We start from the raw sequence: 13986 nt of genomic DNA, 5'->3' as shown, positions 1-13986 counted from the left end.
TCACGTCCTCGTCCTGGCGGACGGGGCGGCGGGCGTCTTCGGCCGCCCGACCCTCGCCACGTGCAGCAGGGTCAGCGGGTCGGCCACGCCCAGCCGGTCCGCCAGGGCCTGCCGGGTTTCCGCGCAGTCGATGACCTGGCTGATCGGGTGCGTGGTGTAGCCCAGGCCCGAGAGGGTGAGCCAGTTCCGCATCAGCACCCGGCCGAGCTCCACCTGCTCCGCCACCGGCCCGACCAGCACCAGCACGTCCCCGTCGTAGTCGAGCAGCCCGCGCGCGGCCGCGGCCAGCGCCCTGGGCAGTCCCAGGCCGCGCAGCGCCGGGTAGAGGGCGAGTGAGGCGCGCAGCCCGAACGCCTTCGTCCCGCTGAGCGTCAGGGCCTGGTCGGTGAGCCCGTCGAGCTGGTAGCGGGGGTGGCGCGGAGTCAGCCGCAGCCAGTCGCGCAGCTCCCGTGTCACGTCGGGGTCGCCGAACTGGCTCAGGTCCGCCGCGTACAGCAGGCCGGCGAGGTCCCGGCAGGGCAGGCGGCGCACGCCGGTCAGCCGGTCGGCGACCTCGGCGGGCAGCCGTCCCGGGTGGTAGCCGCCGCGGTTGGAGCCGCGCGCCCGCACGTCCGCGGTCGTGAAGGGCGTCCGGTACGGCTCAGGCGCGGCGTGCAGGTAGCCCACCCGCAGCGGCCCCGGGTCGGGACGGAAGGCGACGTCGAGCCCCGCGTCCGCGCAGACGATCAGGCACGTCTCGACGAACGCGCCCAGGCCGAGGCGCAGGTCGCGGCCGGTGGGATCGCTGACGGGCAGCGCCCGCGCCGGATCCCAGCCGACGGCCGCCTCGCCGCCGGTGTAGGTGAGCGTCCACGGCTGGGTGTTGTGCGCGCTCGGCGCGCGCCAGAAGTCGGGTTCGAGCGCCCGCAGCTCTTTCACGCCAGGTCCCTGCCGTAGAAGGTGTAGCCGTGCAGCGGGCGCCCGCCCATCGCGACGTACTGCGCGGCCGAGCCGGGGTTGGTGCGCTCGACGTAGGTGCTGCGCAGCGTGCGGTAGCCGCCGCGGCGCAGCCCCTCGTGCAGTTCGCGGGCGAGCAGCCGCATGTAGCCGCGTCCCTGCTCGCTGGGGACCGTCCCCTTGATGATGAGCACGGCCTCGCGGCGGTGGCGGGACCTGGTCGCCAGCAGGCGAAGCTGGTTGAGCGGGTGCAGGTTCCCGCGGATCCTCGCCACGAACGCGGAGATGTCGGGCAGACAGAGGACGAACGCGATCGGCCGGTCCGCCTTCGTCAGGTAGAGCAGCAGCGCCTCGTCCAGCAGGTAGGCCAGCCCGTCGGTCTGGGCGGCCAACTGCTCGGCGGAGATCTCGGTGTAGTAGCCGAGCTGGGCGAAGCTGGCGTTGAGCATCTCGCGCAGGATGGGCAGCTGCTCCCCGACGCGCTTCCTGTCGCCCCGGTGCACCCGCAGCCGCTCGGCCGCGATCCGCTCGTCGTCGAAGGTGAACGCCGGCTCGGCGGGGACCGGGCAGATCCAGGTGTCGGACTCGAAGCGCCGGGTGAAGCCGTGCTGCTCGTAGGCGGCCGGGTAGTAGGGGTGGTTCCACGCGCTGTCGATGAAACCGCGCTCGCCGAAGCCCGAGGTGATCACGCCGCCCGCCTGGTTGGGCAGCAGCGAGACCGGCCCGAACACCGCGTCCCTGCCGCCTGCCCGGCCGGCGGCGCAGACGCCGTCGAACAGCTCCTCGGCGGCGTCCTCGGTGAACTCCGTCAGGCCGAACAGCTGGGTGGCCCGGCCCAGCTTGGCGTCGAGCGCCGGGTCGGTGTGCAGGGTGGTCCGGGCGACGACCCGTCCGCGCCGTCTGAGCAGGCCCATCCGGACGCCGCGCCGCCACCACGTACGGACCTGCGCGTGGAGCGGTGGGATGTAGCGCGGGTCCCCCTGGTAGACGTCGTCGGTGAGGGCGAGGAAGTCACGCAGGTCACGGCGGGTCTCGACCGGCTGGAGCGTCATCCGCGCCGCACCCGGGGGCCTTCGCCGTCCTCCGTGGACAGCGGGGTGAACGTCTCGATGTGCGCCATGGGGCCGCCCTCGGCGCGCCAGACGCCGTTGCTGTAGCCCTCCGGCTCCGCGTTGTAGAGGCGGATGTATCCGCCGGTGGCGTTCTTCGTGCCGTCCGTCACCCATTGCATGAGCTTGCGGTGGTGGCGGCTGCGGGCGAAGCGCAGCAGCGCGTCGCGGTCCTCGAAGAACGCCAACGTGCCGAGCGTGAAGGGGAACTCCCAGTAGACCTTGTGCCAGCAGTAGCCGCGCATCCGCTTCATGTCGCGGACCATGCGGAACCACGTCAGGGTGAGCGTGATGATCGACAGCGGCCCCCGGTAGCGGGTGGCGCCGACGAACATCGCGCTCGCCCGCCCCTGCGGCGGCGCCTGGCTGAAGTCGGTGGTCTTCATGCGTCCCTCAACAGGTAGACGTTCTTCATCTTGGTCAGCCCGGCGAACGGCCCCTGCCCCGGGTCGTGGATGCTGACGCGCAGGTCGGCGGCCGTCGGATCCTCCCTCAGCGACTCGGCGAAGTCGCGCGACACCCTGGCCAGGTGCGCGACCACGCCCTCGCGGCAGATCGCGGCCAGCTCGTCACGGTCGAGGGCCGAGCCTTCGCGGAGCTCGCGGAGCTCGATGTTGACCACCGGCCGGTACTCCAGGCCGGGCTGCTCCTCCAGCGACAGGCAGAACCTGTTGATCGCGGCGGCGTACGGGTTGCCCTGGTAGAGGCCGTACTCGACGTCCTGCGGGTAGAGGTTGGCGCCCATGTACGAGATCGTCGAGTCCTTGCGGCCGAACAGGAACAGCAGCGGCAGGTTCATCCGCTCGTCGGTCCACGCCCCCTCGTACTCGGCGCCGAGCGCCCGCCTGACCTCCGCCAGCGTGTGCAGCCTGGCCTCGTCGCCGACGTTGTAGCGCAGCTTGGGCTGCAGGCAGGTCTTGGTGTTGATCGTGCACAGCAGCTCGCCGTCCGCGTTGACCTCCAGGAAGGTCTCCAGCGGGTTGTAATGGAAGATCATCGGCAGCCGCTGCTCGCCAGGGCCGAGCAGCTGGTCGCGCAGCCGCTCGTCGGTGGCCAGGCGCTTGCGCAGCCAGACGCTGAACCCGCTCTCAGCACCCATGCCGATCGTCAGGTCGCTGGCGCCGTAGCCGGAGCGGACCTCCTCGAAGCGCTCCTCCAGGTAGTCGCGGAGCGCCTCGGTCATGCCCTCGCCGCCGACCATGCCGCGGATGCGGTAGTCGCGCCACGGGAAGCCGGCCTCGTCCAGCCGGTCGCGCAGGTGCTTCAGGAACGGCGGATAGGCGGCGATCACGTAGTCGTAGCCGGGGCCGAAGTGCTCCAGCGTGTCGGCGATCTTCTCCAGGTCGGGCCCGGTGTTCTTGACCATCGCGATCCGCGCCATGGCGGCGCCCGTGGTGGTGCCGGTGGCCCAGGCGCCCATCGAGTAGGCGTTGATCACGAACAGCTTCTTGCCGGGGAAGACCAGCTCGATGTAGCCGGCGGCGTTGCGGTAGATGCCCTTGAGCTCGCGCGGGCCGCGCACCCAGTTGTACGGCTTGCCGCTCGACCCCGAGGACTCGTCCACGATCACGCCCGGCCGGTGCAGCCTGCCCTCCTGACAGCGGCTCGCCTCGTCGTAGACGCCCGCGTAGTTCTGCTTGGTGGTCTCGGGGAACGCGTCCAGGGTCCTGGCGTGCTCGGCGCCGTGGCCGCGCAGGAAGTGGCGGTAGGCGGGGACGTCCACGGCGGCGAACTGGCAGGCCAGCCGGGCGTGTCTGGCGGCCACCCGGTCCAGGACGGGGTGGTAGGTGCGGGCGACGAACCGCCACACGGCGGGGTGCGTCGCCCCCAGCCGGTACGCGCCGGTCAGCAGCCACGAGTACGCCTGCAGCCGGGCCCTGCGCCAGCGCTGCCGAGGGGTGAGCGGCCCCAAGGTCGGACTTAAGCGGGTCATAGAGGTGAAACCTATCGAGCTGGATAAATGATCGCTTAATGTCGGCTTTCATCCCCTGATGGGGGCGTCGGCCCATCGGGCTAAGGAGCTTGATGCATGCCTCGCGGATCACCTGCCGTCTCAGGCGGACCGCTGATGATCGGCGAGCACCTCGCGGATCACCTGCCGTGCGCCGGACGCGCGCACCGGGTTCGTCGCGCGGTAGTACGAGAGCTGGACGAGCGCGACCACCAGCGCCCAGCCGCGTCCTCGCAGCCAGGTCGCCTCGTCGACCCGCAGGGCGTCCCGGTAGACGTCGCGCGCGCCGGGAGGCAGCAGGTTCCACGCCGCGATCAGGTCGGTGGTCGGGTCGCCCACGCCGACGCTGCCGAAGTCGATGACCGCGCTGAGCCGCCCCTGGGTGAGCAGCACGTTCCCCGGTGACAGGTCGCCGTGGATCCAGACGGCCGGTCCCGCCCACTCGGGGAGGCGCAGCGACTCCTCCCAGACGGCGGTCACCGCGCCGGTGTCGACGAGCCCGTCCAGCTCCCCGATCGCGGTGCGGGCCGACTCGTCCAGCGTCGCCAGGTGCTGGCCCCAGCCCGCCGGCGGCCCGTCGGCGGGGTCGATCGACCGCAGCGCGAGGACGAACTCCGCCAGATCCTCGGCGAGCAGTTCGGGGTCGGCGAGCTGGCCGACGGCGGGGTTCTCGCCGTCGAGCCAGCGCAGCACCGACCACGGCCAGTGATGGCCCTCCCCGGGCACGCCCCTCCCGAGCAGGACGGGAACGGCGACGGGGAGCAGCGGGGCGAGCCGCGGCAGCCACTCCTGTTCGCGTCCGACAGATCTGACGGCCCACTCGATGCGGGGGAGCCGCACGGCCATGTCGTCGCCGAGCCGGTACATCGCGTTGTCCGCGCCGCTGGAGGCGACCGGTTCGACGGGCAGATCCGCCCACTGCGGGAACTGCGCGGCCAGCAACCGGCGCACGAGGGACTCGTCGATGTCCGCTTCGTCCTCGTGCATCTTGCCCGTGCCCATGGACACCCATGACACCATCTGTCGAGGCGTGCTCAGTCGCCGTCGTCCAGTTCGGCCGTGGTCGGCTGCAGGTAGATGAGCGAGGCGACGGGCAGGCGCTCCCGGACGCGGTCCTCCACCTGTGCGATGGCCTTCGCCGCCACGCCGAGGTCGGTGCCGGCGGGCAGCTGGACCTCGGCGGCCACCAGCACGTGCTCGGGGCCCACGTGCAGGGTGCGCAGGTTGACGACCCGCTGGATGAGCGGTTCGCCGGCCAGCGTCTCCTGGATCGTCTTCTGGATCCCGGCCGAGGCGGCCTCGCCGATGATCATGCTCTTGGTCTCCACGGCCAGCACCACGGCCACGACGACCAGCAGCGCGCCGATGGCGATGGACCCGAGGCCGTCGAACGCGGCGTTGCCCGTGAGGACCGTCAGTGTCACCCCGATCCCGGCGAAGGCCAGCCCGATCAGCGCGGCGGTGTCCTCCAGCAGGACGACGGGCAGCTCGGGCGCCTTCACCTGGCGGATGAACGCGGGCCAGGACCGGCGTCCGCGTACGTCGTTGGACGCGCGCACCGCCGTACGCAGCGACAACGACTCCATCACGATGGCCACGGCGAGCACGCCGATCGCCCACGGCCAGCTCTCGAGCGGATGCGGATGGAGGAGTTTCTCGTAGCCCTCGTACAGGGCGAACAGGCCGCCGCCGAAGAACAGCACGACCGACACGAGAAAGGCGTAGAAGTAGCGTTCGCCCCCGAAGCCGAAGGGATGCTCGGGGGTCGGCGCGCGTTCCGCCTGGTGCCGTCCGAGCAGCAACAGCAGCTGGTTGCCCGAATCGGCCACCGAGTGCAACCCCTCGGCGAGCAGCGCCGAGGACCCGGTGAAAGCGAAGGCCGCGAACTTGCTCGCCGCGATGGCCACGTTGGCGGCCAGCGCCGCGAAGGTGGCCTCCAGCCCGCCGCTCTTCCGCACGCCGCCTCCAGCTGAACTCCACGCCCAGGCACCCCGCGCTACCCCTGGGATCCGCCGCTACACCTCCAGGCCCTTCGCGAGCGGGTCCCGGACGATCGCGAGCGCCGCGTAAGTCGGGAGCGAAGGTCGGTGGTAAGCGCTTACCCGAGGCGGTTACCATAGCGCTTCATGCGCCTTTCCCCTGGTTCCTCCGGTGACACCTCAGCGTTGCGCCTCCCTCCTCACGACCCGCGGCTCTCCCGGTACACCGGGTGGACCCGCGCCCACTGGGAGGCCGTGGCAGACCATCTGCTGGACTCCGTCGTGCCGTACGCCACCGACGACTTCGCCCAGTTCCGCATGCCGGGCCGGCAGGGCAGCTCGGGCCTGGAGAGCGACGGCCTGGAAGGGTACGCCCGCACCTTCCTGCTCGCCGCGTTCCGGATCGCCGGCGCGCGCGGGGCGGTGCCGCCCGCCCTCCTGGAGCGGTACGCGCGCGGGCTGGTCGCGGGCACCGACCCGGCGCACCCGTACGCCTGGCCCGCGCTGGCCGACATGTCCCAGCAGTTGGTGGAAGCGGCGTCGATCGCGCTGGCCCTGCACGAGACCCGTCCGTGGCTGTACGACCGGCTCTCGCCCGCCGAGCAGGAACGCGTGGTGGAGTGGCTGTCGGGCTTCGTCGGCCGGCGCACCGCGGCGAACAACTGGGTGCTGTTCCAGGTGGTCGTCGAGCAGTTCCTCGCCGAGGTGGGCGGGCCGCACGAGCCCGGTGAGATCTACGGAGGCCTGGAGCGGATCGAGGAGTGGTACGTCGGCGACGGCTGGTACACCGACGGCGCGGGCAAGAACTTCGACTACTACGCCGGCTGGGCGATGCACCTCTACCCGGTGCTGTGGGCCAGGATGTCCGGCGACACCGCACGTCAGGAACGCTACGCCGGGCGGCTGCGGGAGTTCCTGGGCCAGTACCAGCACCTGTTCGCCGCCGACGGCGGGCCCGTCCACCAGGGGCGCTCGCTGACCTACCGGTTCGCGACGGCGGCGCCGCTCTGGCTGGGCGCGCTCGCGGACGCCTCCCCGCTGGCGCCCGGCACCACCCGCCGCATCGCGAGCGGGGTGCTGCGGCACTTCGTCGAGCGCGGCGCGCCCGACGAACGGGGGCTGCTCACGCTCGGCTGGTACGACACGTTCCTGCCCTGCGTGCAGTCCTACTCGGGGCCGGGCTCGCCCTACTGGGCCAGCAAGGCTTTCGTCGGCCTGCTGCTGCCACCCGACCACCCCGCCTGGACGGACCCCGAGGAGCCCGCGCCCGTCGACCTCGCCGACCAGGCGGTGGCCCTGCCGAGCCCGGGCTGGCTGGTCCACGCCACCAGGGACGACGGCGTCGTACGGCTGATCAACCACGGCAGCGACAACGACCGGATACAGGACGCGTCCCGGCCGCCGAACCCGTACTACCTCAAGTTCGGCTACACCAGCCACACGGGCCCCGAGGCGGGGGAGCAGGTGGAGGGCGTCGACGGGCACCTGGCCGTCGTCTCGCCGGACGGCGCCGTCTCCCTCAGGCGGCGCATCGAGCCCCTGGCCGTGGGCGACCGGTTCGCCGCCTCCGCCTACCGGGACGAGCTGCCGGCCGGCCCGGTCCGCGTGGTGACCGCCTCGGTGGTCGACGGGGCCGCCGAGGTGCGGATCCACCAGGTCACCGCCCCCGCCGGGCATCAGGTCAGGGAGGGCGGCCACGCGCTGGCCGGCGCGGCCCCGCTCGCCGTGGAGACAGGGGCGGCGATGGCGGTCGTCCGGCGCCCCGACGGGATGACCAGCGCCGTGCGCGGCCTGCACGGCTACACGGGGTCCGGCGTCGTGACCGCGGAGGGCGCGAACGCGTACGGGCGGTACTCGGCCACGCCGTACGCGCTCGCGGACGCCCACCCCGGCGGGACGGCGGTCTACGTCAGCGTCGTGCAGCTCACCGGCACGGGGGAGGAGCCGCCCGCGCCGGACGTGCGGGTCGAAGGCGACCAGGTCACCCTGACCCTGCCGGGCGGTGACCGGGTGACGGTGAACCTCGGCGACCACCCCACCTGCACCCGGTAGCGAACGGCTCGCGTGCGGTGGTGGTCGGCGAGTTCCCCGCTCGCGGGCGGCGAGCCTCGGCCGAGCCCGCCTGGGGCCGGGGGCGGGGTTGCGAGCCCCGTCCCCAGTACCTGCTGTCTCGCAGACCGTATGTGGATGAGAAGGGTGGCTGGACAGAGAGCCGCCGTATGATTTCGAGCATGAGCGACGAGGGGCAGCCAGACCGGGCGCCGGCCGACCGCGCCGGGGGCGATCTGGGGTGGTCCCTCGGGGTGCTGTTGCGCGCTCTCCACCGTTCGGTCGTCACGGTGATCGGCGACTTCCCGCAGGGCCCGCGCGGCTACGAGACGCTGGCCACCGTGGTCCACGGTGATCAGCCGAACCAGCTCGCCCTGGCCACGCACCTGGGCATCGACCGCACCGTGCTGACGTACCTCATCGACGACCTGGTCGAGGCCGGTCTGGTGGAACGCCGCCTCAACCCGTCCGACCGTCGCCAGCGCAAGATCGTCGCGACCGCGCACGGCGACAGCGTCCTGCGCGAGCTCGAGCGGCGGGTGCGCGAGGCCGAAGACGCCGTCCTCGGCGCGCTGGACGCGGCCGATCGCGAGACGTTCCGGCGCCTGCTGCGGCGGGTGGCGTGCGGCGTGCGCGACGTCGAGCCCGCCGTCGACCCGTGCGAGGTGGTCAGCGGGGTGCTGGGCGAGGACGCCGCGCGGTAAGGCGGCGTGCCGAGGCCGAGGACGGACGTCGCCCTAGGCTCTCCGCAGCCCCGGAATGCCGTCCGGAAGTACGCTGTTGGGCAACATGTCTGTGCTGCATATAGCAAGCCAGGCAAAACATCTGTGATGTAGCGTATTCAACCGGAATGAGGGCGACCATGCCTGACTACGGCCACGACCTGATGTTCGGGTCCTTCATCACCCCCGCCAACGGCGCGCCGGAGCAGGTGGTCGCCCTGGCGCAGGCGTCCGAGGCCGCGGGCCTGGACCTGGTGACCTTCCAGGACCACCCCTACCAGCCGGCCTTCCTCGACACCTGGACGCTGCTGTCGTACGTCGCCGCGCGGACCGAGCGGATCCGTCTCTCGGGGAACGTCCTGAACCTCCCGCTGCGCCCGCCCGCCGTGCTCGCCCGGGCGGCGGCCAGCCTCGACCTGCTGAGCGGCGGCCGTTTCGAGCTCGGCCTGGGCGCCGGCGGGTTCTGGGACGCCATCGAGGCCATGGGCGGGCGCCGCCTGACCCCCGCGCAGGCCGTCGACGCGCTCAGCGAGGCCATCGACATCATCCGCGGCGTCTGGGACGCCGACAACAAGACGCGCTTCCGGGTGGACGGCGACTACTACCAGGTCGAGGGCGCCAAGCGCGGCCCCGCCCCGGCCCACGACATCGGGATCTGGCTGGGCGCCTACAAGCCCCGGATGCTCCGTCTCACCGGCTCCAAGGCCGACGGCTGGCTGCCGTCCCTGGCCTACGTCCGGAGCCTGGACCAACTCGCCGACAGCAACGCCACCATCGACGCCGCGGCCACGGAGGCCGGACGGGAACCCGCCGCCGTCCGCCGCCTGCTCAACATCGGCGGCCAGTTCGGCCCGCGCAGCGACCGGCTGCTGTCCGGCCCGCCGGCGCAGTGGGCGGAGCAGTTGGCCGTGCTGACCCTGGAGTACGGGTTCACCGCCTACATCCTCATGGGCGACGACCCCGCGGTCCTCGAGGTCTTCGGCAAGGAGGTCGCCCCGGTGGTGCGCGAACTCGTCGCCGCCGAGCGCGCGACGGGGGCCGGGAGATAGCGGGTGGACTACGGCCGTCCGCTGCGGTTCGGCGTCCGCGTCACCGCTGCCACCGCCTCGCCGCAGGCGCCCGTCGAGCAGGCCAGGCCGACCGGCGACGGGCCCTGGCTACCTGTGAGGTAATCGACGCCCTTACCTAGGGTCGGTCACCATGGGTGCGTACCGGTTGAAACAGGAGGAAAGAACCATGACCGCCTACGCCCTCGGCCACCTGCGCACCACTGACGGGCTCCACGAGGAGATCCTCGAGTACATGGAGCGCATCCAGGCGACACTCGACCCGTTCGACGGCCGCTTCGCCGTGCACGGAGCCGAGCCTGAGGTGCGGGAAGGTCACTGGCCGGGCGCGTTGGTGCTGATCCGGTTCCCCTCGATCGAGCAGGCGCGCGACTGGTACGACTCGGCCGCCTACCAGGCCATCGTGCCGCTGCGGGCCAGGCACATGGAGGGCGAGATCGTGCTGATCGACGGCGTGGGCCCCGACCACGACTCGGCCGCCCTGGCCGCCGGCCTACGAGCCGCGCACCTGTCCCCCTGAGCCCCGAACCTCGAGGCGAACGGCCGTTCGACGGAAAAAGGGGAGGAGAGAGAGGGCAGATGCGTGATCAGATAGGCCAATGGATGATGTCGGCCTGAAGGCACTCGCGGACCAGCTGGTAGAAGTCCCCGGAGTGGTCGCGGTCGTGCTTGGCGGCAGCCGGGCCCGCGGCACTCACCGTCCGGATTCCGACATCGATCTGGGCCTGTACTACCGGGGCGCCCTGGACGTCGCCGCGCTGCGGACGCTGGCCGTGGAACTGGGCGGTGAAGGAACCGAGGTGACCGCGCCGGGCGGCTGGGGGCCGTGGGTCAACGGCGGCGGCTGGCTGACCATCGACGGCTGGCGCGTCGACTGGATCTACCGCGACCTCGACCGCGTCCACCGGATCTGGGACGACTGCCAGGAAGGTCGCTACGAGATCGGTGTCCAGGCCGGGCATCCGCTGGGCTTCTACTCCCACGCCTACGCCGGGGAGGTCGCCCTGTGCCGGGTCCTGGCCGATCCTCGCGGGGACCTCGCCGACCTGCGCGAACGGACCGGTGCCTACCCCGCAGCCCTGGGTGCCGCACTCGTCGAGGGGCTGTGGGAGGCGGACTTCGCCGTGCAACTGGCGCGCTACGGGGCGGTCGGCACCGACCCCGCCTACGCGGCCGGATGCCTGTTCCGTGCCGTGGGCGTCGCCTGTCAGGCGCTGCACGGGCACGCGGGGCAGTGGCTGATCAACGAGAAGGGCATGGTGGCCTCGGCGGGACGGCTCTCCGCGTCCCCGCAGGACTTCGCCGTACGAGCCCAGAGGCTCCTTGGCGACATCGGCGAGTCGACGCGGCAGATCGAGGAAACCGTCGCCGACGCAGCCGCCCTGGTGGGAGAGGTGAAGACGGCCGTAGGCCGCTGACCTCCACACCACCCCTCGCGGCCCAAGCGATCTTCTCCACCCCTCTTCCACTCGAGGTCAGACCTATGCGTGAACCGGGGGTGGCGGCCGCCCGCACGGCCTGGACACAGATGTCCGGCATCGACAGCTGGATACCGGTGAGCGCTATGACATTCGCCCCGGACAGTCGGCTGGTGTCCTCTCGCCCCGGCGCCTTCGCGGCTGTGGAGGTGTGGCCGGCGCTCTCCGTCGACGAACCGGGCAAGGTGTCCACGATCAAGATCGATTCCTTTGTTTGATCGCGTACCATGCGGGCCGCGACGGCCCGCATGGGATTCGCTGCCCCGTCCGGGGGCCGGCGCGGTTCAGGTCAATGCGCGTCGTAGATGTTGGAGTAGTGAGCGAGCGCGCGGGAGGAGATCTCCGCCTGCGTCCAACCGGCGAAACGGTCAGGGTGCAGCCGGTCGGGGTCGACCGGGGGTTCTCCCTTGCCGGTCAGCAGGTGGGCCACCAGCCGTCCGACGCCTCCGGAGTGGGTCACCCAGCTCGCCTCGGCCAGGTAGAGGCCGGGCAGCGCCGCGGGCGTCCCGACCAGGGGCAGTTCGTCTGGCGTGAGAGCGAAGACCCCGTTGATACGGCGCTCCGGACTCGTTCCGCGCCATGCGGGAACGAGGGCGGCCGCGGTCGTGACCACGGGGTCGAAGTCTTGATGGGGGTAGAGGCGTTCGGCCGAGTCACCGAGCGCGAGCGCGGCGACGGGGCGGGCCTGGTGCGCGTACGAGCCCAGCCCCCAACGGCGGCCGTGCTGGCGCGTGTAGACGGCGTGTTCTGGGTAGCGCACGATGGGCCGAGTCGTCGGCTCCAGCGCGTCCGCCAGTTCGGGCCGCTCGGGGCTCAGCACGTACGGATGCTCTACTGCGACCATGGGCAACCTCTGCCCGGCCGGCTCCGTCAGGCGGGTGCCCCAGATGCCCGTGGCCAGGACCACTCGTTCGGCACGTACGACGCCCGCATCGGTGACCACTCCGACCACGCGGCCGCCGGCCAAGGCGAGCTCGTGCACGGCCGTCCCCCAGCGGAAGGCGACCCCTCGGGCGGCGGCCGACTCAACCAGGGCCGTGGTCACAACGGTCGGCTCCGCCGCCCCGTCGGAGGGCACGTACAGGGCGCCGAGCGCCTGGCTCGGATCGACCAGACCAGGCGCGAGCCCGGCGGCTTCCTGCGGGGCGATGACACGGGCGTCGATGCCCAGGCGCTTACCCTGCTCGACGTCGGCGTGGAAGGACGTCAACCGCTCACCACCGGTGGCGATTTCCAGGCAGCCGACTCGCCGGAAGGCCGCAGTTCCCGTGCTGTCATGCAGCGTGCTGAAGGTCTTGACGCTGTCTTGCGCCAGGGCGGCGAGCTCGGGCGTGGAGCTCAGTTGGCCGACGAAACCGGGTGCCAGCCCGGTCGAGCCAGGGTGGGCGTCCGCTGCCCGGCGGTCCATGACGACCACATCGGTGCACCCGAGTTCAGCGAGGTGGTAGGCGACGCTCGCGCCGACCACCCCTGCTCCGACGATCAGTACATCCGGCATCTGGCTCTCTTCTTCCGTGCGCGCTTCCGCTCGACGCGGTAGACAGCTTCTAAAATCAATAGATATTGACATAGAAGACGGAGATGCGACACCTGGCGTGCACTGCACGGAGATCGAGAAGGGGACTGCTGTGGTGGAGGCTCAAGCGCTGGCTGTGCCGTACCAGGTCAGGTTCCGTGCGGGGCGGAACACGGGTTTGGCCGACACTCTCCAGGACGGTGTGGGCTGGCGAAGCTTGTTGACACAGCGCTCGACGGTGTTGCGCTCCTTGTAGGTCTCGACGTCGAAGGCCCGGGGGCGTCCGCCCTTGGAGCCGAGTTTCCTGCGGTTGGCAGCTGGTCCTTCTTCAGCGGGATGACGGCTTGGCATCACCCGCTCGTGAGCTTGTCCGCCCCCTTTGACGGAGCATCCATAGGGGGCCAGACCCTGGACGAAGTCACGCGAGCCGGGGGCTCTGATCAGCCGCAGTGCTCAGGGGGCGAGGTGTAGGCCGCGATGTAGTCATTGCCGCCCCACTGGATGCACTTCCCCTGAGCGGAGATCTTCACCGGGCCCGCGTAGGTCGAGAAGCGACCGGAGTCGCTGACATAAATCCCGCCTTCGCGCCTGATTTTGGCGGTGAGCATGGTGTTGTCCTTCCTCTTCCTCCAGGTGACCACGCAGTTGGTGCTGCCGTTGTACAAGAGGTAGATGGTGGAAGACGGGCCCAGGCTGTGCTGGTCGATCACATGGTAGGAGCCGCCTCCGCATGCCGCGATCGGCGATGAGGCCGCCATTGCGGGGCCGCTGGTGGCGAGGGATCCGGTAAGCGCGGCCATGGTCGCGAGCGCGAGCGCGGCTCCCTGCTTGAACGTGCGCACAGAAATTCTCCTGACTGGTAATCGCTTCGGTGGAGCGAAATCTTCTACAGCCGCTCAACCAGCTGGCATCGATTGATGAATGCCTTTTCGGCGTAGCCATGACAACAAAGCGGGCCGGACCCGTGGCGGAGGTCGTCGAGCTCCGCGGGTCGCCGGGCGGCCGCACGTGATCACCTGCACGTACGTTATACAGATCCGTACAACATGTGTCAAAATCCTGTAAAGCTGGTTGTCATTCGCACTCTGGCGGTGCAAAACGCCTGTGTACCGCCCCCGCTGGCCCTGGACGCCCCAACGTCATCGCCGCACTGGACCGGCTCCAAGCCCCGCCCACCCC

14 protein-coding genes are annotated in these 13986 nt (G+C 71.1%); 6 read left to right on the top strand and 8 right to left on the bottom strand.

The genetic code is table 11. The features are described from left to right. From ABT294_RS36925 to ABT294_RS36900, 6 genes are all read right to left on the bottom strand, one after another. The gene (locus tag ABT294_RS36925) at positions 1–918 is read right to left on the bottom strand and encodes a nitroreductase family protein (protein WP_350811039.1); all 918 of its coding nucleotides are present in this window, start codon (positions 916–918) and stop codon (positions 1–3) included. Beyond that, positions 915–1988: a hypothetical protein gene (locus ABT294_RS36920; RefSeq protein WP_350811038.1), complete on the bottom strand. Its 1074-nt coding sequence runs from the start codon at positions 1986–1988 to the stop codon at positions 915–917. Before ABT294_RS36920 ends, ABT294_RS36925 begins: the two co-directional genes overlap by 4 nt. Beyond that, positions 1985–2431 carry a DUF4188 domain-containing protein gene (locus tag ABT294_RS36915; RefSeq protein ID WP_350811037.1) on the bottom strand — a complete coding sequence of 149 codons (447 nt, stop codon included), beginning with the start codon at positions 2429–2431 and terminating at the stop codon, positions 1985–1987. Before ABT294_RS36915 ends, ABT294_RS36920 begins: the two co-directional genes overlap by 4 nt. Further along, on the bottom strand, positions 2428–3978 hold the full coding sequence (locus ABT294_RS36910) for a phenylacetate--CoA ligase family protein (protein ID WP_350811036.1): 1551 nt from the start codon (positions 3976–3978) through the stop codon (positions 2428–2430). Before ABT294_RS36910 ends, ABT294_RS36915 begins: the two co-directional genes overlap by 4 nt. Before the next feature lie 120 nt (positions 3979–4098). Then, positions 4099–4998, bottom strand: a complete 900-nt coding sequence (locus ABT294_RS36905) for an aminoglycoside phosphotransferase family protein (RefSeq protein ID WP_350811121.1) — start codon at positions 4996–4998, stop codon at positions 4099–4101. A 32-nt stretch (positions 4999–5030) separates the two neighbouring features. Next, positions 5031–5954: a cation diffusion facilitator family transporter gene (locus ABT294_RS36900; protein ID WP_350811035.1), complete on the bottom strand. Its 924-nt coding sequence runs from the start codon at positions 5952–5954 to the stop codon at positions 5031–5033. Positions 5955–6122: 168 nt separating this feature from the next. Between ABT294_RS36900 and ABT294_RS36895 the strand changes: the two genes are divergently transcribed. From ABT294_RS36895 to ABT294_RS36870, 6 genes are all read left to right on the top strand, one after another. Further along, the gene (locus tag ABT294_RS36895; protein ID WP_350811033.1) at positions 6123–8027 is read left to right on the top strand and encodes a DUF2264 domain-containing protein; all 1905 of its coding nucleotides are present in this window, start codon (positions 6123–6125) and stop codon (positions 8025–8027) included. Between the two features lie 179 nt (positions 8028–8206). Further along, positions 8207–8728 (top strand): MarR family winged helix-turn-helix transcriptional regulator, encoded by a 522-nt coding sequence (locus ABT294_RS36890; RefSeq protein WP_350811032.1) that lies wholly within the window; start codon positions 8207–8209, stop codon positions 8726–8728. Between the two features lie 158 nt (positions 8729–8886). After that, the gene (locus ABT294_RS36885) at positions 8887–9795 is read left to right on the top strand and encodes an LLM class flavin-dependent oxidoreductase (protein WP_350811031.1); all 909 of its coding nucleotides are present in this window, start codon (positions 8887–8889) and stop codon (positions 9793–9795) included. Between the two features lie 187 nt (positions 9796–9982). Then, positions 9983–10333, top strand: a complete 351-nt coding sequence (locus ABT294_RS36880) for a DUF1330 domain-containing protein (RefSeq protein ID WP_350811029.1) — start codon at positions 9983–9985, stop codon at positions 10331–10333. Positions 10334–10412: 79 nt separating this feature from the next. Then, positions 10413–11231 carry a nucleotidyltransferase domain-containing protein gene (locus ABT294_RS36875; protein WP_350811028.1) on the top strand — a complete coding sequence of 273 codons (819 nt, stop codon included), beginning with the start codon at positions 10413–10415 and terminating at the stop codon, positions 11229–11231. A 65-nt stretch (positions 11232–11296) separates the two neighbouring features. After that, positions 11297–11509 carry a hypothetical protein gene (locus ABT294_RS36870; protein ID WP_350811026.1) on the top strand — a complete coding sequence of 71 codons (213 nt, stop codon included), beginning with the start codon at positions 11297–11299 and terminating at the stop codon, positions 11507–11509. A 71-nt stretch (positions 11510–11580) separates the two neighbouring features. On the opposite strand, the gene ABT294_RS36865 is transcribed toward ABT294_RS36870, so the two are convergent. Continuing rightward, positions 11581–12789, bottom strand: a complete 1209-nt coding sequence (locus ABT294_RS36865) for an NAD(P)/FAD-dependent oxidoreductase (protein WP_350811024.1) — start codon at positions 12787–12789, stop codon at positions 11581–11583. Positions 12790–13247: 458 nt separating this feature from the next. After that, on the bottom strand, positions 13248–13649 hold the full coding sequence (locus ABT294_RS36855) for a spore-associated protein A (protein WP_350811023.1): 402 nt from the start codon (positions 13647–13649) through the stop codon (positions 13248–13250). Between the last annotated feature and the right edge of the window lie 337 nt (positions 13650–13986).

The sequence above is a fragment of the Nonomuraea sp. NPDC000554 genome (assembly GCF_040300065.1).
Taxonomy (GTDB): domain Bacteria; phylum Actinomycetota; class Actinomycetes; order Streptosporangiales; family Streptosporangiaceae; genus Nonomuraea.
The sequence above is the reverse complement of the archived record's forward strand: the minus strand, read 5'-3'. Positions and strand labels throughout refer to the sequence as shown.

Coding starts and splice junctions, on each gene's coding strand:
- ABT294_RS36920 (WP_350811038.1), bottom strand. CDS start 1,988: ATGACGCTCCAGCCGGTCGAGACCCGCCGTGACCTGCGTGACTTCCTC.
- ABT294_RS36915 (WP_350811037.1), bottom strand. CDS start 2,431: ATGAAGACCACCGACTTCAGCCAGGCGCCGCCGCAGGGGCGGGCGAGC.
- ABT294_RS36910 (WP_350811036.1), bottom strand. CDS start 3,978: ATGACCCGCTTAAGTCCGACCTTGGGGCCGCTCACCCCTCGGCAGCGC.
- ABT294_RS36905 (WP_350811121.1), bottom strand. CDS start 4,998: ATGGGCACGGGCAAGATGCACGAGGACGAAGCGGACATCGACGAGTCC.
- ABT294_RS36895 (WP_350811033.1), top strand. CDS start 6,123: ATGCGCCTTTCCCCTGGTTCCTCCGGTGACACCTCAGCGTTGCGCCTC.
- ABT294_RS36890 (WP_350811032.1), top strand. CDS start 8,207: ATGAGCGACGAGGGGCAGCCAGACCGGGCGCCGGCCGACCGCGCCGGG.
- ABT294_RS36885 (WP_350811031.1), top strand. CDS start 8,887: ATGCCTGACTACGGCCACGACCTGATGTTCGGGTCCTTCATCACCCCC.
- ABT294_RS36880 (WP_350811029.1), top strand. CDS start 9,983: ATGACCGCCTACGCCCTCGGCCACCTGCGCACCACTGACGGGCTCCAC.
- ABT294_RS36875 (WP_350811028.1), top strand. CDS start 10,413: ATGGATGATGTCGGCCTGAAGGCACTCGCGGACCAGCTGGTAGAAGTC.
- ABT294_RS36870 (WP_350811026.1), top strand. CDS start 11,297: ATGCGTGAACCGGGGGTGGCGGCCGCCCGCACGGCCTGGACACAGATG.
- ABT294_RS36865 (WP_350811024.1), bottom strand. CDS start 12,789: ATGCCGGATGTACTGATCGTCGGAGCAGGGGTGGTCGGCGCGAGCGTC.